The 18,895-nt window shown below is 58.7% G+C and carries 25 protein-coding genes; 17 read left to right on the top strand and 8 right to left on the bottom strand.

The window, feature by feature from the left end; genetic code table 11:
* Window positions 1–44 precede the first annotated feature (44 nt).
* Window positions 45–815, top strand: a complete 771-nt coding sequence (locus D0544_RS01805; protein ID WP_125014270.1) for an enoyl-CoA hydratase — start codon at window positions 45–47, stop codon at window positions 813–815.
* A 19-nt stretch (window positions 816–834) separates the two neighbouring features.
* On the opposite strand, the gene D0544_RS01800 is transcribed toward D0544_RS01805, so the two are convergent.
* The 3 genes from D0544_RS01800 to D0544_RS01790 form a co-directional block, all read right to left on the bottom strand.
* Window positions 835–1,155 (bottom strand): amidase, encoded by a 321-nt coding sequence (locus D0544_RS01800; protein ID WP_125014268.1) that lies wholly within the window; start codon window positions 1,153–1,155, stop codon window positions 835–837.
* Window positions 1,155–2,237, bottom strand: coding sequence for a serine hydrolase domain-containing protein (locus tag D0544_RS01795; protein ID WP_125015837.1), 1,083 nt, complete (start codon window positions 2,235–2,237; stop codon window positions 1,155–1,157). The genes D0544_RS01800 and D0544_RS01795 overlap by 1 nt, the downstream gene beginning before the upstream one ends.
* 95 nt (window positions 2,238–2,332) lie before the next feature.
* Window positions 2,333–2,773, bottom strand: a complete 441-nt coding sequence (locus D0544_RS01790) for a GNAT family N-acetyltransferase (protein ID WP_125014266.1) — start codon at window positions 2,771–2,773, stop codon at window positions 2,333–2,335.
* Between the two features lie 177 nt (window positions 2,774–2,950).
* Between D0544_RS01790 and D0544_RS01785 the strand changes: the two genes are divergently transcribed.
* Window positions 2,951–3,268 carry a hypothetical protein gene (locus tag D0544_RS01785; RefSeq protein WP_125014264.1) on the top strand — a complete coding sequence of 106 codons (318 nt, stop codon included), beginning with the start codon at window positions 2,951–2,953 and terminating at the stop codon, window positions 3,266–3,268.
* A gap of 29 nt (window positions 3,269–3,297) precedes the next feature.
* Here D0544_RS01785 and D0544_RS01780 read toward each other — a convergent pair whose 3' ends face one another.
* Window positions 3,298–3,798, bottom strand: coding sequence for a hypothetical protein (locus tag D0544_RS01780; RefSeq protein ID WP_125014262.1), 501 nt, complete (start codon window positions 3,796–3,798; stop codon window positions 3,298–3,300).
* 274 nt (window positions 3,799–4,072) lie between these two features.
* On the opposite strand from D0544_RS01780, the gene napF reads away from it, so the two are divergent.
* The 11 genes from napF to D0544_RS01725 all read left to right on the top strand — a co-directional run bounded on the left by napF (window position 4,073) and on the right by D0544_RS01725 (window position 13,153).
* Window positions 4,073–4,582: a ferredoxin-type protein NapF gene (gene napF, locus D0544_RS01775; RefSeq protein WP_207905744.1), complete on the top strand. Its 510-nt coding sequence runs from the start codon at window positions 4,073–4,075 to the stop codon at window positions 4,580–4,582.
* On the top strand, window positions 4,566–4,907 hold the full coding sequence (locus tag D0544_RS01770; RefSeq protein WP_125014258.1) for a chaperone NapD: 342 nt from the start codon (window positions 4,566–4,568) through the stop codon (window positions 4,905–4,907). The genes napF and D0544_RS01770 overlap by 17 nt, the downstream gene beginning before the upstream one ends.
* A complete protein-coding gene (gene napA, locus D0544_RS01765) occupies window positions 4,904–7,429 on the top strand; it encodes a nitrate reductase catalytic subunit NapA (protein WP_125014256.1) in 2,526 nt (841 codons plus the stop codon). The genes D0544_RS01770 and napA overlap by 4 nt, the downstream gene beginning before the upstream one ends.
* 22 nt (window positions 7,430–7,451) lie before the next feature.
* Entirely contained in the window at window positions 7,452–8,216 is a 765-nt protein-coding gene (gene napG / locus D0544_RS01760) for a ferredoxin-type protein NapG (protein WP_125014254.1), read from the top strand.
* On the top strand, window positions 8,213–9,079 hold the full coding sequence (gene napH, locus D0544_RS01755; protein ID WP_125014252.1) for a quinol dehydrogenase ferredoxin subunit NapH: 867 nt from the start codon (window positions 8,213–8,215) through the stop codon (window positions 9,077–9,079). Before napG ends, napH begins: the two co-directional genes overlap by 4 nt.
* Window positions 9,076–9,525 carry a nitrate reductase cytochrome c-type subunit gene (locus tag D0544_RS01750; protein WP_125014250.1) on the top strand — a complete coding sequence of 150 codons (450 nt, stop codon included), beginning with the start codon at window positions 9,076–9,078 and terminating at the stop codon, window positions 9,523–9,525. The genes napH and D0544_RS01750 overlap by 4 nt, the downstream gene beginning before the upstream one ends.
* A 39-nt stretch (window positions 9,526–9,564) precedes the next feature.
* A complete protein-coding gene (locus tag D0544_RS01745; protein WP_125014248.1) occupies window positions 9,565–10,158 on the top strand; it encodes a cytochrome c3 family protein in 594 nt (197 codons plus the stop codon).
* Between the two features lie 9 nt (window positions 10,159–10,167).
* Entirely contained in the window at window positions 10,168–10,302 is a 135-nt protein-coding gene (locus D0544_RS01740; RefSeq protein ID WP_125014246.1) for a TIGR02808 family protein, read from the top strand.
* Between the two features lie 145 nt (window positions 10,303–10,447).
* Window positions 10,448–11,197 (top strand): substrate-binding periplasmic protein, encoded by a 750-nt coding sequence (locus D0544_RS01735; protein ID WP_164880786.1) that lies wholly within the window; start codon window positions 10,448–10,450, stop codon window positions 11,195–11,197.
* Window positions 11,198–11,290: 93 nt separating this feature from the next.
* Window positions 11,291–12,289 (top strand): nucleoid-associated protein YejK, encoded by a 999-nt coding sequence (gene yejK, locus D0544_RS01730; RefSeq protein WP_125014242.1) that lies wholly within the window; start codon window positions 11,291–11,293, stop codon window positions 12,287–12,289.
* Between the two features lie 15 nt (window positions 12,290–12,304).
* A complete protein-coding gene (locus tag D0544_RS01725; RefSeq protein ID WP_125014240.1) occupies window positions 12,305–13,153 on the top strand; it encodes a polyphosphate kinase 2 family protein in 849 nt (282 codons plus the stop codon).
* Between the two features lie 92 nt (window positions 13,154–13,245).
* Here D0544_RS01725 and D0544_RS17210 read toward each other — a convergent pair whose 3' ends face one another.
* The 3 genes from D0544_RS17210 to D0544_RS01710 form a co-directional block, all read right to left on the bottom strand.
* Window positions 13,246–14,187, bottom strand: coding sequence for a M15 family metallopeptidase (locus D0544_RS17210; protein ID WP_207905743.1), 942 nt, complete (start codon window positions 14,185–14,187; stop codon window positions 13,246–13,248).
* Between the two features lie 219 nt (window positions 14,188–14,406).
* A complete protein-coding gene (locus D0544_RS01715) occupies window positions 14,407–14,688 on the bottom strand; it encodes a GIY-YIG nuclease family protein (RefSeq protein ID WP_125014238.1) in 282 nt (93 codons plus the stop codon).
* Window positions 14,666–15,406, bottom strand: coding sequence for a glutathione S-transferase family protein (locus D0544_RS01710; protein WP_125014236.1), 741 nt, complete (start codon window positions 15,404–15,406; stop codon window positions 14,666–14,668). Before D0544_RS01710 ends, D0544_RS01715 begins: the two co-directional genes overlap by 23 nt.
* Before the next feature lie 90 nt (window positions 15,407–15,496).
* On the opposite strand from D0544_RS01710, the gene D0544_RS01705 reads away from it, so the two are divergent.
* From D0544_RS01705 to D0544_RS01695, 3 genes are read left to right on the top strand one after another with little or no spacing between them, the layout of a single operon-like run.
* Window positions 15,497–15,883 carry a DUF3301 domain-containing protein gene (locus D0544_RS01705; RefSeq protein ID WP_125014234.1) on the top strand — a complete coding sequence of 129 codons (387 nt, stop codon included), beginning with the start codon at window positions 15,497–15,499 and terminating at the stop codon, window positions 15,881–15,883.
* Between the two features lie 4 nt (window positions 15,884–15,887).
* Window positions 15,888–16,454: an elongation factor P-like protein EfpL gene (gene efpL, locus D0544_RS01700; RefSeq protein ID WP_125014233.1), complete on the top strand. Its 567-nt coding sequence runs from the start codon at window positions 15,888–15,890 to the stop codon at window positions 16,452–16,454.
* Between the two features lies 1 nt (window position 16,455).
* Window positions 16,456–16,647, top strand: a complete 192-nt coding sequence (locus D0544_RS01695; protein WP_125014231.1) for a hypothetical protein — start codon at window positions 16,456–16,458, stop codon at window positions 16,645–16,647.
* 7 nt (window positions 16,648–16,654) lie between these two features.
* Here D0544_RS01695 and D0544_RS01690 read toward each other — a convergent pair whose 3' ends face one another.
* Entirely contained in the window at window positions 16,655–18,136 is a 1,482-nt protein-coding gene (locus D0544_RS01690; RefSeq protein WP_125014229.1) for an AAA family ATPase, read from the bottom strand.
* A gap of 86 nt (window positions 18,137–18,222) precedes the next feature.
* On the opposite strand from D0544_RS01690, the gene coq7 reads away from it, so the two are divergent.
* The gene (gene coq7, locus D0544_RS01685) at window positions 18,223–18,870 is read left to right on the top strand and encodes a 2-polyprenyl-3-methyl-6-methoxy-1,4-benzoquinone monooxygenase (RefSeq protein ID WP_125014227.1); all 648 of its coding nucleotides are present in this window, start codon (window positions 18,223–18,225) and stop codon (window positions 18,868–18,870) included.
* Window positions 18,871–18,895 lie beyond the last annotated feature (25 nt).

Here is an 18,895-nt window from a genome sequence, read left to right as displayed (position 1 = left end):
CTCTAACCTGCCCCAACCCACAATAACAACAGGAGCCCTTCCCAATGAGCGACGTGATTCAATGCACGGTGGATACCGGCGTGATGCTGATTCGAATCAACCGGGAGGAGAGCAGAAATGCCCTCACCCACAGCATGTACTTCCGCATGAACGACGCGATCCGGGAAGCGGAAGAGAGCCCGTCGATCCGGGCCACCCTGATCCACGGCAGCGAAACCAGCTTCTGCGCCGGCAATGACATCATGGATTTTATGCAACACCCGCCGCTGGAGGATGACGCACCGGTGTTCCGCTTTATGGAGGCCATATCAAAGGCCCGCAAACCCCTGCTCGCCGCCGTCAACGGGCCAGCAATCGGCATCGGCACGACCCTGCTGCTGCACTGCGACCTGGTGTACGCCGGGGACAATGCGATACTGCAGATGCCCTTTGCCAACCTCGCCCTCTGCCCGGAAGCGGGCTCCAGTCTGCTGATACCCCAGATGATTGGGCACCGCAAGGCCGCTGAGCTCCTGCTGCTGGGGGAGAAAATGGACGCCCAACAGGCGCTGGAGCTGGGTTTTGTCAATCGCGTTACCGCCCCCGACCAAAGCTTGCCCCTGGCCCTGAAGAGCGCTCAAAAAATGGCCGCGATGGCACCCGATGCGATTTGCCTGAGCAAGCAGCTGATGAAGGAACACCAGGCCGGACAGCTGGAGCAGGTGATAAAGCGGGAGGGGGCGGCGTTCGCTGAACGACTCCGCTCGGCTGAAGCAAAAGAAGCTTTTTCCGCTTTTTTACAGAAGCGGCCTGCCGATTTCAGCCGCGTCGAGTAGTCCCCGCGGCAAACGCGGCCTAGCGCCCGTAAGGCTCGAGGCCGCAACCCTGGCGCGGCCCGAAGTAGCTGGCCCGTTGGGTACGCCCCAGCCCACTGGCCTGCACCCAGCGCTGGGCCGGATTGAGCTGGAAGTCACTGATCGGCAGCCACTGCTCCACATAGGCGTGGCAGTAGGCCTCATCGTTTCCCACCACAAAGTAGCAGGAGCAAAACTCCTTCGCGTAGTAAGCCGGGATGAGGTCAGGAAACGCCTCCACGAAATGCCAGCGAGGCTTGAGCCAGAGCCCGGTCGCCAAAACGGTCAACAGTACCAGCAGTATCCCGATACGAGCCACCATTACTCCCCCTCCGCGCGGCCGAAGGCGGCCACAACGTGGCCCAAAAAGCGGTTGCGGTCAAAGCTCCCGTCACGATCGTCCCCGGTACGTACCACCACCAGATCGAGGGAGGGGATCACGAAAATATATTGCCCCCAGTGCCCCCAGGCGGTATAGGTGTCCGCCGGCGCCGACGGCCAGGCCAAGGGTTGGTCCTGGGACTCAACCCCCTGATTGACCCACCAGTGCCCACCGGGGCGGCTGTCATCATCCATGGCCACCGGCTCATGACCGTAGGCCGGTGCCAGCCGGGTAGAGAAATCGACCCACGCCTCACGAATCAGTTGTGCCCCCTGCCAGCGACCACGGCGCAGATAGAGATACCCCAAACGGGCCATATCCCGGGGCGTGGCGTAAAGGTAGGAAGAGCCCACGTAGGTGCCACTGGCATCCTGCTCCCAGGTCACACTGGTCATTCCCAGCGGTTCAAAGAGGGCCGCCCAGGGAAACTCCCGGTAGGCCTCCTCCCCGACCACCCCCCGCAGGGCAGCCGATAGCAGGTTGGTGTCTCCGCTGGAGTAACTGTGCCTCTGCCCGGGCTCAACCTTGATCGGGTGGCTCGCCGTCCAGGCCGCCATATCGTCACGCCCCAGGGTATAGAGCATGGCCACTACCGACGAGGTCAAGGGTGCGCTTTCGTAAGTTTCCGCCCAGTCCAGGCCTGATGCCCAGTGCAGCAGGTGCTCAACCCGAATACGGTCATATCCCTCCTGCTGCAACGGCCGATAGTAGCGTCCAACCGGGTCGCTGAGTTTCACCAGCCCGCGTTGCTCAGCCACACCATAGAGGGCGTTGATAAAGCTCTTGGAAACCGACCAGGCCAGGTGAGGCTTATTTGCATCATAAGGGAGCTGGTAGCGCTCCAGCACCAGACGGCCACCGCGGATAACCACCAACCCGTCTGTGCGCACTCCGCTGCGGTCAGCGGCACGTGGAGGAAAGCTGTAATCGAGCAAGGCTTTCACCTGCGGGCTCTCCGGGGCGGGAGCCTGCTCCCAGCGGGGGGAGGGATAAGGATCCTGAGCCAGGGCAGGCAAGGCCATCAACCCCACCAGTAACAGGCCGAGCCGGCAGACGCCCCCCCTATACACCGATACCAGACGCCTGCCGCCAGAGGCTCTCCACTGTGAATCCACCCTTACCCCCTGTGCAGGCAGACCATGCCGCTGCGGGCAGCGGGACGGTCCACCACAATGTCAAACCCCCTCTTTTTCAGCAGGGGTATCTGTGCATCCGTGACTTCACACTCAAGCGGCAGTTTGAAGATACGTTCCACCCGCTCCATCACCTGCAGGAACAACTGCTCCTCAAGCCCGGGTAGCGGCTCGCACAACAGGCGGTCAACCCTGATCAGAGCCCCCTCCTCACCCGGCAGGCAAAACCGGGCGCAGGCCACCAGCCCGCGCTCATGGGCAAACCCCATCAGATGCCAGGCCAGGGGATCCCGGCCGTCGGCGTCGACCTCTTGCAGGAGCCCGAGCCCACTCAGCTGGTGCTGCCGGAACCGCATCAGCTGATATAACTCATCCGCACTCAGCTGATGAAACTCGCGCTGCAACCACCCTATCTCCAACGACATCATAGCTCCTAAAGCACCACCGATTACCAACAGGGGGCCGAGACCTGAGCAGCCTTAGCCTGCCCTTAGTGTCCAGTCTGTCCCAGAGTCTCTACTATACTGTATGCGCTCGGGTAACCCTACCCACGACTCGGCAGGCGATGAAGAGTGATGGCTTGCCCTAGCAGGCCAAGACCCATGCTCAGATCACACCGACTATTCGTTATCATCTGCTGCGCTTCCCTACTGGCCGGCTGTACTCTGTTGCCGCCCCAACCCACACCCACCCTCCGTTGCCAGCTCGATGGCAGCGACGACATTTTCCTCTTCTACCCCTCCATGAAAATGGGTGAAAGTGACCACTACCTTCTGTATCAACAGCTCAAGGGGTTGGTGGTGGCTGTGGTCGATAAACGATCTTTGCGGTTCAACCGCCTGACCAGTCTGAACCTGACCTCCAGCCCCTATCCCGCCACGCTGCTTAGCGGGCAGTGCCGGCCGCAGGCTGACCCCTGATGAATGGAGCAGGAGCCAGGATAACGTGCTCAGTATGCTCGCCCGCGCTGCGCCCGGAGACGACGCCAGGTCTGTTGCAGCAGACGCGCATCGTTGTCCGCTCGGTGTAATACGACCGCCTCACTCGCCGCGATAGCGTCCCGTACCGCCTGCCAGCATGCCCGCTGGGCCGGGTCCAGCAGGGAGGCCACCGACCGTAACTCAAAAGCAGCCGAAAACCCCGCTGCCTCAAACAGCCGCTGCTGCCAGTAACTATCGTAGGGAAGGCCGTCGCAGTAGAGCACCTTGCGCGCGAAGCGGGCGTTCAGCTCGTAGGCCACTTCGCGCGCCCCACGGCCCTCACGCTGTAGCAACGCAAGGGGGATTTTGTGGACCGACTCAGACACCGGGTCCCAATCATTCCAGCCCGGCTCCGGCCGGATCAACCAGCTGAGTGACGAGCCATCTGCCATCGCCACCCCCACCTCGATAGGGTAGCTGCCCTCATGCAGGCTAGACGCCTCGTAATCAATAAACAGCGGCAGTTCCATGACCCGGGGTTTCCTTTCCATTTTTAATACAAGGCGGTGCCAATACGCCCGGCATTATCAGCACAGACAGATCTCCATTCAAACAGCAGCGCCTGCCCCAGATCAAGCGACGCCCCTTACCTCCATAGCTTCTAAAAAACTTGATAATTATCATGTTATCAAATCATGCCTAAGACTAATCTCTGCTATACATGATTCAGGCCCTTTCAGGAAGAAGGGGCAGCAGTAAGAGCGAGATTAGATGACCTTAGCCATTGACCAAGGGAGGAGAGCTTTGCTGCGCGGTCGACGCTCAGCACCAACGCCCCCCTTGCGCCCCCCCTGGAGCCTGGAGGAGAGCCTCTTCACCCAGCACTGTACCCGCTGCGGCGATTGTATAGATGTGTGCGAGACGGCCATTCTGGTCAAGGGCGACGGTGGCTTTCCCACCGTTGATTTCGCGCGTGGCGAGTGCACCTTTTGCCAGGGCTGCCTGAGCCACTGTGAAACCGGTGCCCTCAATGCCGCCATCACCCCCCCCTGGAATATCAAGGCGGGTATCAACGCGCAGTGCCTGACCCAACAACAGGTTGTGTGCCGAAGCTGTGCAGACCTTTGCGAAACCCGGGCCATTCGGTTCGACCCACTGGCAGGCGGCGTCGCCTCGCCCCGGATAGAGGCCGACCAGTGCACCGGTTGCGGTGCCTGTGTCAGCGTCTGCCCCAGCCACGCCATTAACCTATCCAACCCGGAACACCCCACCGATCCCGATCAAGGAGCACCCCATCATGCCCGAACCCGATAGCCGCCTGGGCGTCATCCCGACCAACCCGGTTCCGCAGGAATATCCCAAAGACAGTTATAACGTCAGCGGCCTGGTGGTGATGTGCCAACCCCGGAAAGTGGCGGCGGTCATTGACGCGCTCAACATACTCGACGGCGTGGAGGTTCACGCCGACAACGGCAAGGGCAAGCTGGTGGTCACCGTTGAAGAGGAGGCCGGCGAGCACACCATGGTTGACCGCATCAATCAGATCAATCAACTACCGGGGGTTCTCAGCGCCTCACTGGTCTACAACCAGATGGATGCCCACGAGCATTCCGATCATAACCTGGAGATAACATCATGAAGCAAACCCGCAGAGACTTTATAAAAAGCCAGGCTGTGGTCGCTACGGCGGCAGCAGCGGGCGTCAGTCTGCCCGCCTCGGCCACCAACCTGATCACCAGTTCCAAGGACACCAGCATCCAGTGGGACAAGGCTCCCTGCCGCTTCTGCGGTACCGGTTGCAGCGTACTGGTGGGGACCCAGGAGGGGCGGGTGGTGGCCACCCAGGGTGACCCCGATGCACCGGTCAACAAGGGACTCAACTGCATCAAGGGCTATTTTCTCTCCAAGATCATGTACGGTGAGGACCGCCTGACCCAGCCATTACTGCGCATGAGTGACGGCCAGTTCGATAAAGAGGGCCAGTTCACCCCCATCAGCTGGGATCAGGCCTTTGATATCATGGCCGAGAAGTGGAAAGCGGCCCTGGCCAAGGACAAGGAAGCCAACAAGGGGGTCCCGGTCGAAAAGATGACCTCCACCGTGGGTATGTTTGGCTCCGGCCAGTGGACCGTCTGGGAGGGCTACGCCGCCGCCAAACTGATGAAGGCAGGCTTTCGTTCCAACCACATCGACCCCAATGCGCGCCACTGCATGGCCTCCGCCGTGGGCGGTTTCATGCGCACCTTCGGTATCGATGAGCCGATGGGCTGCTATGACGACATGGAAAAAGCCGATGCCTTTGTGCTCTGGGGCTCCAACATGGCCGAGATGCACCCCATTCTCTGGTCCCGTATCACCGACCGGCGCCTGAGCGCGGACCATGTTCGGGTCGCCGTGCTCTCTACCTTCGAGCATCGCAGCTTTGAGCTCTCCGACAACTCGATGATCTTCACCCCCCAAACCGACCTGGTGATTCTCAACTACATCGCCAACTACATCATCCAGTCGGGCAATGTAAATAAGGATTTCATCAACAAACACACCCACTTCCGCCTCGGTGTGACCGATATTGGCTACGGGCTGCGTGACGACAACCCGCTGCAGATGAAGGCGGCCAACCCCAACAGCGGTGCCTCCAAAGAGATCAGCTTTGATGAGTACGCCGCCTTCGTTGCCGAGTACACCCTGGACAAGGCCCACGAGATGAGCGGTGTGCCCAAGGAGAACCTGGAGGCGCTGGCCAAACTCTACGCAGACCCTGATGTGAAGGTGATGTCACTGTGGACCATGGGCTTCAACCAGCACACCCGTGGTGTCTGGGCCAACAACATGGTCTATAACATCCACCTGCTGACCGGCAAGATCTCCACCCCCGGCAGCGGCCCCTTCTCCCTTACCGGCCAGCCCTCCGCCTGCGGTACCGCTCGCGAAGTAGGCACCTTTGCCCACCGCCTGCCAGCCGACATGGTGGTGGCAAACAAAGCCCACCGCGACAGAGCCGAGAAGATCTGGAAGCTGCCGGAGGGTACGATTCCGGGCAAGGTTGGCTATCATGCGGTGCTGCAAAACCGCATGCTCAAGGATGGCAAGCTCAACGCCTACTGGGTGATGTGCAACAACAACATGCAAACTGCCCCCAACATGAACGAGGAGGGGCTACCGGGGTACCGTAATCCCGACAACTTTATTGTTGTCTCCGAACCCTACCCCACCGTCACCGCCCAGGCGGCTGACCTGATTCTCCCCACCGCCATGTGGGTCGAAAAAGAGGGAGCCTACGGTAACGCCGAACGCCGCACCCAGTTCTGGTATCAGCAGGTAGCCGCACCGGGCGAGGCCAAATCGGATCTTTGGCAGCTGATGGAGTTCTCCAAGCGTTTCACCACCGATGAGGTCTGGAGCGACGAGCTATTGGCCAAGAACCCCGAGTACAAAGGCAAAACCCTGTACGAGGTGCTCTATAAGAACGGTCAGGTCGACCAGTTCCCCTTGAGCGAAACCAACCCAGACAAGGGCAATGATGAAGCCAAAGACTTTGGTTTCTACGTGCAGAAAGGGCTGTTCGAAGAGTACGCCGCCTTCGGGCGCGGAAAGGCTCACGACCTGGCCTCCTTCGAGACCTATCACAAGGCCCGTGGCCTGCGTTGGCCGGTGGTCGATGGCAAGGAGACCCTGTGGCGCTTCCGCGAGGGCTATGACCCCTACGTAAAGGCGGGAGAGGATTTCAACTTCTACGGCAAGCCCGATGGCAAGGCCTGGATCTTTGCCCTGCCCTACGAGCCCCCCGCGGAGTCTCCTGATGATGAGTACGATCTGTGGCTCTCCACCGGACGGGTACTGGAGCATTGGCATTCCGGTTCGATGACCCGGCGCGTCCCCGAGCTTTTCCGTTCGTTCCCCGATGCGGTGATCTTTATGCATCCTGACGATGCCAAGGATCGCGGTGTCCGGCGTGGACAAGAGGTGCGCCTGATCTCCCGCCGCGGAGAGATTCGCAGCCGGGTAGAAACCCGAGGCAGAAACCGCCCGCCCAAGGGGCTGGTGTTTATGCCCTTCTTCGACGCCCGTCAGCTGACCAACAAGATCACCCTGGACGCCACCGATCCGCTTTCGAAAGAGACGGATTACAAGAAGTGCGCCGTCAAAGTGATCAAGGTCTGAGCTGATTTCAGGAAGCTGAAGCATGAGCCGCAAGCCAGACACCGCCAAAAGCCCCAGCCGTCGCCAGTTTATGGCGGATTCGGCGCGGGCGGCGTGCGGTGTCACCCTGGCGGGGTTGGGGTTGGCCCTCTACGGTGAGTCCAGCCAGGTGTCCGCCTCCCAAGCCTTGCGCCCCCCGGGGGCATTGCCGGAAGCGGACTTCCTGGGTGCCTGCGTTCGCTGTGGCCTCTGTGTACGGGACTGTCCCTGGGACACCCTGAAACTCGGCCGACTGCTGGACCCGGTAGCCACCGGAACCCCTTACTTCAATGCCCGCGCGGTGCCCTGCGAGATGTGCGACGATATCCCCTGCGTAAAGGCGTGCCCCAGTGGCGCGCTGGACCCGGCGCTGGACAATATCGACCACTCCCGCATGGGGGTAGCGGTACTGATCGATCACGAAACCTGCCTCAACATGCAGGGCCTGCGTTGTGACGTCTGCTATCGGGTCTGCCCGCTGATCAATGTGGCGATCACCCTCGAGATACAGCGCAACACCCGCACCGGAGTGCACGCCCTGTTCGTCCCTACCGTCCACTCCGATGCCTGCACCGGTTGTGGCAAGTGCGAGCACGCCTGTGTACTGGAGGAGGCGGCGATCAAGGTGATCCCCCGCGACCTCGCCAAGGGGCAGCTGGGAAGCCATTACCGCTGGGGTTGGAAAGAGAAAGAGCGCGCAGGGAGGTCACTGATTCCTGACGCACTGGATCTTCCGGACCGTATGCCCGACTCGGGAGCCAAGCCATGACCACGCCGATTGGACAGGCTGCCGTGGCGCAGAAAGGCTGGTGGCTTAGCCACCGTTTCCTCCTGCTGCGTCGCCTCTGCCAGCTAACGGTTCTGGCGCTGTTCCTGTTGGGGCCCTTAGCCGGTATCTGGGTGCTCAAAGGCAATCTCGCGGCCAGCGTGCTGCTCGACACCATCCCCCTGAGCGACCCGCTGGTCTGGCTGCAAACCCTGCTGGCAGGCAAAGCCCTTGAGCTCAGCCTGGGGTTGGGCGCACTGCTGGTGGCCGGCATCTACCTGGTGCTCGGTGGGCGGGTATTCTGCTCCTGGGTGTGTCCGGTCAACCCTGTCACCGACGCCGCCAGCTGGCTGCGCCGCAGGCTGGGCCTTAACCGCTCAGGCACTCTCTCCCGTTCGCTCCGCTACTGGATGCTGGGGATGGTGCTGGCACTGCCGCTGGTGACGGGAGCCCTGGTCTGGGAATTGGTTAACCCGGTCTCCCTGACGATGCGCGGTCTGCTCTATGGCATGGGTGCGGGATGGGGGCTGATCGTGGCGATCTTTGCTTTTGACCTGTTCATGGTGCGTCGAGGCTGGTGCGGCCACCTCTGCCCGCTGGGTGCGTTTTACGCGCTGCTGGGCCGATTGAGTCCGCTCCGCATTAATGCATCCCAACGCAGTCGTTGTAATGATTGCATGGATTGCTACGCCCTGTGCCCCGAACCCCAGGTGATCAAACCCGCACTCAAGGGAGAACCCCTTGGTAACAGCTCACTCATTTTAGCTCCCGAATGCACCAACTGCGGTCGCTGCATCGATGTCTGCAGCGAATCTGTTTTTGAATTTTCTACCCGATTTGCCAACAAGGCGGAGAGACCATCATGAAAAAAATAATCCCCGTGATCCTGACCTCACTAATGACTCTATTCCTGTTCGCACCGACAAGCAGTGCTGACACCGGAGGCCTTAACTCCCTGCGCAGCACCCAACTTGAAAGTGACGCACCGGCCGATGAGTTCAAACGAATCCCCAAGGATCGCGAGACCTACGAACGCGACTATCTGCACCAGCCGCCGCTGATCCCTCACCAGGTCCGTGGCTACGAGGTAAACCTTAACAGCAACAAATGCCTCTCTTGCCACAGCTGGTCAAATTACAAACAGGCCGGGGCGACAAAAATCAGTATGACCCACTTCGAAACGAGAGACGGCCAGCAGCTGTCGGATGTGTCACCCCGACGCTACTTCTGCTCTCAATGCCATGTCCCCCAGGCGGATGCCAAACCGCTGGTTGGGAACGAGTTCAAGTCCGTTGAAGCGCTCAACAAATAGTTCTCTTCAACCGAACTCACAGGCTTTAAGGAGCAGACCATGGCTAAACAAAACATACTAGTGCGTTACTGGCGAATACTGACTACCCCGGCGAAAGTAGCCATGGGGACCATTCTCGCCATCGGTTTTTTCGCCGGCATCATCTTCTGGGGAGGGTTCAACACGGGCCTGGAGATCACCAATACAGAGCAGTTCTGTATTGGTTGTCATGAGATGCGGGATAACGTCTATGAGGAGTATAAAGAAACGATCCACTACAGCAATCGTTCGGGGGTAAGGGCGACCTGCCCGGACTGCCACGTCCCCAAAAAGTGGACCGATAAGATTATTCGCAAGATTGCAGCCAGCAAGGAGGTGTGGGGCAAGCTGACCGGTTACATCGACACACGGGATAAATTTCTTGCTGAGCGTAAGACCCTCGCCATGCGCGAGTGGAAACGGCTGAAAGATAACGACTCGCTGGAGTGCCGCAACTGCCACAACTTCGAGTATATGGACTTCAGTGAGCAGGGCAGGCGCGCCGTTGAACAACACGACACCGCTCTCGCCTCAGGCGACAAGACCTGTATCGACTGCCATAAAGGTATTGCCCACGGGCTGCCCGACATGAGCGGTGTAGAAGGCTGGAACTAGGAGACCCCTATGAGCGCACTGGAATCAATGATCTGGACCATTCTTGGGTATGCTGCCATGCCCACCATTTTTCTTATCGGCTTTTTGATTACCGCCGCCTTTACCTGTTTCGTACTCGACCTGACCAGCGATACCGAGAGTTGACCAGGTGAACCCTGCCCGAGCCTCCTGGTGGGGCTCGTTTTCTTGCTTCTGCTTTAAGGGTTCGCCTAAACTCGGTTAGTTAACCAGTCGGAGTACCAGGCGGTTGTTTATACTCAAACACCTTAGGTGCATGATTGCCCCCTTCTTGTTACTGCCTCTTTTCAGCGGCATTGCAGCGGCGGCAGAGCATTGTCGCGAAGTCCGGGTTTCAGGCCACAGCAACCTGCCCCCCCTGTCCTGGTTCACGGAGGAGCAGATGCATGGCGCAGGTATTGTCGCGCTGCGCCGCATACTGGCCAAAGAGAATATCCGAGTAGCGACCATCCGGTCCGGAAGCCCACAGCGGCTGCTAAAGGACCTGGAGGATGGCCGGGTTGATATCACCCTCACCGCCACACGCGAGCCGGCCATCATGGGTGCCGTCAACCTGTTAGCCCCCGCGCTGTATACCACCAACTACCTGGTCATGGTGCGCAAAGACTCCGGTTTCATGCCCGATAGCTGGGAGAGCCTCAAAAGGCTGAGGGGGGTGGTCTCCCGCGACCTCGATCTCGGCAGTGAGTTTGAGCATTACGCCGCCCGCTACCTACCCTTAACCCGGGTACAGCGCGCCCAGCAGGGGCTTTTGATGCTGGAGGCACGGCGCGTCGAGTACGCCATCTACCCGTTGATTCACGCTGATCTGCTGGTATCGCTCTACAATTACGAAGGTACCTTGCGTAAAGCCCCGGTCGAGATTGCAAGCAACGACTTCTTCATTGGTGTCTCCAAACACATAAAATGCCAACTTCCGGTGGACAAAATATCCGCGGCCCTTGAAGCCATGCATGATAACGCCGAGATCGATCAGCTCGCCAACGATGCACTCTATCAGTGGATGGGGCTTAACCTTTAACCGGGGACAACCCCGCTAACGTTTCCCCGCCTGAAGCTCTCGACTACAATAAGCGGCTCCTGTTGACCCCTACCCCGCCGAGAGAGCCCTGCCATGGCAATTGAGAACTGCATAGTACACCGTCTTGAAAAGCGCGCCGACGGGGATGAGTCGGTACTGATCCCTCGTACCAGCACCCTGCCGGTGACGCCCGAAATGGAAGGCCTGCTGGCAGACCTCACCCAGAGCTACAACAGTAAAAACGGCAAAGCCTACGGCTGTTTCAATACAGAAAGCCCCTTTTCACAACTGCTGTCTAACACGCTTGCCGGTGACTGTGATTTTGTTGCTTTCTCCCTGGACGCCATGGGGTTGCTTAAAGCGCAAATTGATCAGTCCAATTTTGCCACCGGAGGCTTCCTGCTGTTTATCCAGTACAAACAGGCGCTCACCGATTACCTGATGATCCTGATGCTTAATAATACCGACGCCGTAAGCGTGGACGATAAGCTCGAAATCAACAGCAGCCAGTACCTCGACCTTACCCGCCTGCACATGGCGGCCAGGATTAATATCAGCGAGTGGAAAAACAACACAAAAGCCACACGCTATATCTCCTTTTTAAAGCCCAGGAACAACCGCAAAGTCTCCGACTACTTCCGAGACTTTATCGGCTGCAGTGAAACCGGTGACAGTAAGAAAGAGACCGAGCGGTTGCTCACCACCTTTGAAGCCTATTGCAATGAAGCAGAGTTCGAAGATGAAAAAAGTGAAGAGCTTAAACGCAAGGCTTTCGAGTACTGCAGCGATCAGGCTAAAAATGGTGACTCGGTACTGATTAAAGAACTTTCAGGTTATCTTGACCAGGATGAGCCTGACCACTTCGCACGCTTTGTAAACACCCGTGACTACGATGTTGCCGAGGAGGTACAACCCGAGAAAAGCCAACTGCAACAGCTGGTCCGCTACTCTGGCCGGGCCAAAGGGTTAAGTCTCTCGTTTAACGCTCATCACCTTGGCGATACCGTTCACTATGATGCAGCCAGCCAAACCCTGACAATTACCAACATCCCTGATAACCTCAAGAAGCAGTTACAAAAACGACAGCGCTAACAAGAGAGCAAACGCATGATCGATCTCGCCTACTTTACACCTCCATCCCAGGGCGAGCTTGGTTTGAAGGCGTTTGATCCGGGTTATACGTTTAACGCCGACCGCACGGTTGCCATCGGCGAAACCAGTGTCTACAACCAGGAGATCATCCACTGGCAGGAGCAGCTGCATGCCGAAGGGAAGCAGGGGCTGCTGCTGATCTATCAAGCGATGGATACCGCCGGCAAGGACAGTAATATCCGCACTCTGTTCGCTGGCGTTAATCCGCAAGGCCTTGATATCCACAGCTTCAATACAGCGGGAAAAAAAGAGCTTCAGTACGATATTTTGCACCGCTACCACAATGCAGTTCCCGCTAAGGGATCGATCGGCGTATTCAACCGCAGCTATTATGAGCCATTAATTAGCCATTACGCCCATAATAACGAGGACCCATCACTATTGAGCGGATGGGCAAAGCACCTCAACAATTTTGAAAGTTTGCTGCAAGACAATAACATCCGGGTCATCAAGTTTTACCTGCACATCAGCCGCACCGAATATCGTCGCCGCCTGGCAAAGCGCTTAAGTAACCCACAGGAGCACTGGAAACTAACCGAGTCGGACCTGTTGACCCACGCGAACTGGCACAACACCATCGCCGCCTATCAAAAGGTGATCAGCCAGACCCACAGCAGTAAAAGCCCCTGGTACATCATCCCCTCCAACAAGCAGTGGTTCCGGGACTGGCTGATCGGACACATCATTTGCAAAACCCTGCAGCAGATGAGGCCGCGACGCCCACAGGTTCCCCCGCCCTATACCCTTGAAGACCTGGACGCGCTCGCCCAGGCGCTCGGCCAACGCAGCAGCAGCCAACGCTAACCCTCCTTGCTGAGATTCCTCGGCAAGGGGCAGTACCGGTATCATCGGATTAGATAAGCGGGGGTGAGCCATGGGTCACCCCGGTGAGAGCCTTAGACGACCTTCACGTGCCAGGGCTCATACCGAACCCCGAAGCGGTTATCGGAAGTGTAACGGATGTCGACATAACCCAGGTCCTGCAGGCGCTTGTATTCATCGGTCTGGGCAAAATCACGAGTGAAGTTCCGCTTACCATAACCCACCTTACCTACGTCGAAGTCTCCAATCGCATGGTAGGAGTGGCCGGGAGGCGCCAGGGAACGAGATGCCCGGGACAGATTGCCCTCCGACTGCAGCGCCTTGGCCATAAACAGGTGCGTCTGTTTGACCATACCGCGAATACCCGACGTCAGCACAATGGTCTCACCGACATCACGGCGCAGGGTATTGTAGAGACGCTTGGAATCTCCCTTGTAGAGATAGTGCCCTGTATAAGGGATCTTTTCGATATCCCGCTCGGGAACGGTCGAGGTCAGCCGGGTTACGATTTTTTCTCCATAGAAACCGTAATCCTTGGCATTGAATTCGAACAGCTCCTCAATCAGGTTAAGGTGCTCTTTAGGAAACGGTCCCCGTTGAGAGTAACGATTCACCACCGAGATCATCTGGTCAAAGCCGATGATATTAAAACGTCCGTGTCCAATAAGGCGCTGGGCCTCATCGAGGCTGGCGAGGGTTGCCTTCAATAATTCAAAGCGCTCGGGGGTCAGGTGGATATCGCCCAGATGCTCAGCATCGAAATTTTGAATTTTGGAGAGATAGGCCCGGTCCTCAGAGATTTCCGGCGGCTCCTTATGAACCACCGCAGGCTGAACGGGCTCGGGGGTGCTGACGGGCGGGGTCGCAGCCGGGGTCGTTGTTGGTTGTGCAGGCGCCGTCGGTGCAGCGGCCACCGGCACAGAGGGCTTCTGATTGAGTTTTCCCCATAGGAATGCGCTAGAGGCGGTCACCGCCGTCCCTACAAACACCCCCTCTAAAAAATCACGCCTTTTCACCCAACAACCCTGAGAGGCCTAGGTACAACGCCTCTCTCCTGCCCATCCTGAAAAACCATAGGAAATCGCCCCAATAGACCCAACTATACGATCTAATTCACACGACTGACAACCAAAGTGCGACAAAGACCGAGCAAAACGCTTTAAAAAGCCAAAAACAGTCAAATCCATGGCGCCAGAAAGCGGCTCGTAGCGATACGACAAATAACCATCGCGCCTTCAGCCCTCCCCACTCCCATCGGCAACCAGCGCCAATTTCTGTTGACGGCTTAGCTGCTTGATCTGGTACTCTCGCCGGCTCGCCGAGGCCCGGTCATTATGGGTCTCCCGGTACACCACCCTCAGCGGCTGGCGACCTCGAAAGAAGCGCGCTCCCCGCCCCCGGGCATGCTCGGAAAAGCGGCGTTCAATGTCAGTGGTAATACCGGTGTATAAAGAGCGGTCGGAGCAGAGAATCACATAGAGAAACCAGGGAGATTCAAGCGGCTTGGGGCTGTCCATCGACGCTCTTCACTTCTGTCGCTGCGTAGTAACGCTCGTGCATACGCTGGCAGTAGTGCACCAGGTTATCGTGGGAACGGCCAAACTCCTTCAAGGGTGACTCCAGCTCGCAGTCGATGACATTGGCAATAAACCCATAGACTACAGCATCGTAGCTGCAGGGCTCATCTCCGAACAGAAACCGGTTATCCCCGAGCAGGGTGGAGACGACCCTCAGGTCCCGCTTGGCCGCCCAGTAAACATCCTGGGCAGAGTGGCGTCCCATGCCCTGTGAGTGAAGGTCCTTTTTAACCTTCAGCCTTACCAGTCCGGCCATGATGCGTCGAACCGGCAAGGGCATGTGCCCCATAAAGTGTGTACGCATCGCTTTCCAGTTATTGGGATCCACCCAGCGGCTGTAAAGCATCGCCCAGTAGAGGTGATCCTCAAGCATCTTGCTGATGGCATAGCCCGTCGCCCGCTGGTGGGGCGTCAACTCCCGATCCAGCTCCACCTCGAAACTTTGGCTGAGGTAGTCGATGATAATGTCAGAGTCCGCAACCACTACTCCGCCATGCTTGATAAAGGGGAGTTTTCCCTTTGGCCCCTGTGTCGGGTCTTTACGCACCTTGGTCCGGTACTCGATCCCCGCCATCTTCATCCATACCTCGAGCTTCATGCAGAAAGGGCTGGGGCTGGGTAACCCAAACGCCGGACCGAAGCTGAAGAATTTGATCATAACGATCCCCCTCTCTCATTTGCTATCATCCCTTGCTGTTACCTTCTTCTATAGAGCCCTGACTGTCAATTAACAAGCGCAGGAGTGTCGATGAACGAGCTGATCCTGCTCACCCTTATCAGTGCCGCCCTTTACCTCTGGTACAGTGGCCTCAAAGCACGCGAATGCGCCCTCAAGGCGGCTCGCCACTATTGTCAACGGGCCAGTGTTCAACTGCTTGACCAGACGGTGCAGGTCACTCGCCACCGCCTTACCCGCTCATCCAGCGGCCAGCTGGCTATTGCCCGCCGTTATGGCTTCGAGTACTGTACCGACGGCGATGATCGCTACCAGGGGAGCGTCGAGGTGATCGGCCATCGGGCCGGTTCAGTGTGGCTGCAAAGCAGGGAGTCTGACTCCACTGAGAGCTCGAGTGCCCCCCCTCCCGAAACCACCGCCAGGATCATCCCCTTTAAACCACCCAGCCAGGATTCCTGAAATCATGCCCAGAGCGTCGGAACTCAAAAAAGGCCAGGTTGTCGACATCAACGGACAGCCCTGCCAGGCCAAACAGATCGATGTTAAATCCCCCTCCTCCCGGGGCGCCCAAACTCTCTACAAGGTTCGTTTTAGCAACGTGCGTAACGGTCAAAAAGTGGAGGGCAGCTACAGTGGCGACATCATGCTCAAAGAGGTCGACCTGCTGCGCCGCCGGGCCTCTTTCCTCTACCGTGAGGGCGATATGTTTACCTTTATGGACTCCGAGGATTACAGTCAGCACACTCTTTCAGCGGACCAGCTGGATGAGCAAAAGGATTATCTGGTCGACGGCCTGGAAGAGATCATGCTGCTGATCATCGAAGGTCAACTGGTCGCCATCGAGCTGCCGCCCACCGTCACCATGGAGGTGGTGGATACCGCGCCGGCCATTAAGGGCGCCACTGCCGCCGGCCGTACCAAAACTGCCACGCTGACCAGCGGACTGGAGATCCAGGTACCGGAATACCTGACCACCGGCGAGAAGGTGAAGGTGAACACGGTCACCGGCAAATTCATGAGTCGGGCCTGACGTGACCCTCTCCCTGCACAACCACAATATCGTGCGCGTCACCGACGGCCGGCAGGTGCACAACTGCACGGTGATCAAGATGTGCTTCGACTACGCTGTGGTGAAGTATCAGGGAGAGCTCTACCGGATCCCCTACCAACGAATGGACGAGGTGGTCGGACACGAGCTGTTGATGCCCAATCCGACTACCTGAACCCCTTCTAATGAGCGGGTACGGTCCGCTCCCTCGCCCAGGCCCGCAGTGAGTCGATCTCCTCGGCCATCACCACGGCCAGGGGTTGGGTACTGAGCACCGCCTGCTCCAGTTGTTCCTGGCTCAACAGGCCACCGCTGCTTTGCACTCGATAGAGTGCGGACACCACCAGCTGTTCAAGCTCCGCACCGGAAAACCCCTCACAGAGCCCGGCCAGCCGGCCAAGGTCGAAGCGATCCGGCTCCTGTCCCCGCTTCTGCAAGTGAATGGAGAAGATGGCCTCGCGTACCGCTGCCGAAGGAAGATCCACAAAAAAGATCTCATCCATGCGCCCCTTTCGCATCAGCTCCGGAGGCAGACGGGTAATATCGTTGGCGGTGGCCACCAAAAACACCCGGCTTTTTCGCTCGGCCATCCAGGTCAGCAGGGTGCCCAGAATCCGTTTCGAGGTGCCCTGGTCGTTATCCCCGGAGGCCAGGCTTTTCTCGATCTCATCGACCCACAATACCGCGGGCGCCATCGCCTCTGCCAGCTGCAGGGCACGGCGCAGGTTACGCTCGGTCTCGCCGAAATACTTATTGTAAAGCACCCCAAAATCGAGACGCAGCAGCGGCAGGTTCCAGACTCCGGCCACCGCCTTGGCCGCCAGGCTCTTGCCACTCCCCTGCACCCCCAACAGCATCACCCCTTTGGGGCTGTCCAGCTCCGGTCCCGGCTCAAGAAATGCCTGCTGGCGCTGGGACAACCAGGCTTTAAAGGCTTCCAGCCCGCCGACATCGGCGAAACGGGCCGTATCAAACTCGTAGATCAGGACATCGTCCCGATTCATCAGGGTAAACTTGTCACGCTGGACCATCTCCACATCAGTGGCATCAATCGCACCATCATTGACGATCGCGTTGCGGGCCAACTTCCGTGCTTCACCCCAGCTGAGCCCCTTGAGGTGCTCCACCAGCTGGTTGAGGCTGCGACTGTCGGTTTTAACCCGCTTGTTACGGTTACTGGCGGACCACTGCTGGGCCTCTTCACGGATAATACCCAGCAGCTGGTCATCGGAGGGCATACCCAGTTCGAAACGGGCGGCGTAGTGCGTTAGCTCGTCCGGCAGGCTGAAGGCGTGGCTCAGCAGCACCACCGTGCTACGCGGTTGCGCCTCCCCCATGGCGATCTCCTTGAGCAGGCGGGTATTGAGGGGCTCATCCTTGAGGTAGGGGTGAAAATCGCAGAGGACGAACAGGCCGCCCCCGCTATACCCCCTGATGTGCCGCAACAGCGGCTCGGGCTCGGTGTATTGCTGGCTGTCCACGCGTTCGCCGAAGCCGAGGCTGCGTAATCCGTCGGCCACCGACCAGCAAAACAGCGGCAGGGACCGCGCCAGCGCCAGCCGGGTCATCAATTGCAACACCTGGGGCTCATCGGGACTCTCGATCACCAGTAACCCTGCCCCGGCATCGAGCATCACCTCAAGATCACGTACCTGTGCCTGCACTTTACCCCCTGTCCGCCGAAGCCGGCGTATGTTTCCCAAGCCCAAATAAGGGTACCATAAGCCACAGGATAATCCGGTGACCCATTATGAGCAGCAAACGACATTACAGCGCCATCGACCAACTATTGATCGGTGTCGATCAGGTGGTTCGCACCCTCAGCCCTGCCGCCAATACCGCCGAGCGCCCCTCCCCCGCCAGCGGCCTGGAGGAAGCCCGGCTCAGCGATGAAGAGAAGCGTCACGTGGCGGGGTTAATGCGGGTCAACCACGCCGGCGAAGTTTGCGCCCAGGCCCTTTACCAGGGGCAGGCCCTGACAGCTAAACTGCCCGATGTGCGCGAGTCGATGAACCGGGCCGCCCGCGAAGAGATTGACCACCTTGTCTGGTGCGAGCAGCGCCTCGACCAACTGGGTAGCCACACCAGCCTGCTGAATCCACTCTGGTATGCCACCTCATTTTCGATTGGCGCCATGGCAGGCGCGCTGGGGGACAAGTGGAGCCTGGGCTTCGTAGCCGCCACCGAGCACCAGGTGTGCGCCCACCTGGAGTCCCATCTTGAGCAGCTGCCTACCCACGACACCCGCAGCCGAGCCATTATTGAGCAGATGAAAGCCGATGAGGCCGAGCATGAGCAGATGGCCATGGAAGCGGGCGGCGCCCAGTTCCCGGCCCCCGTTCGCCAGTTGATGACCCTCGTCTCCCGGGCGATGACCGCCAGCTCCTACCGGATTTAACTGTCCGCCGGGGACCGGAAACCGG

This window comes from Aestuariirhabdus litorea, assembly GCF_003864255.1.
Taxonomy (GTDB): Bacteria; Pseudomonadota; Gammaproteobacteria; order Pseudomonadales; family Aestuariirhabdaceae; genus Aestuariirhabdus; species Aestuariirhabdus litorea.
This window is presented reverse-complemented; position numbering and strand designations above follow the sequence as displayed.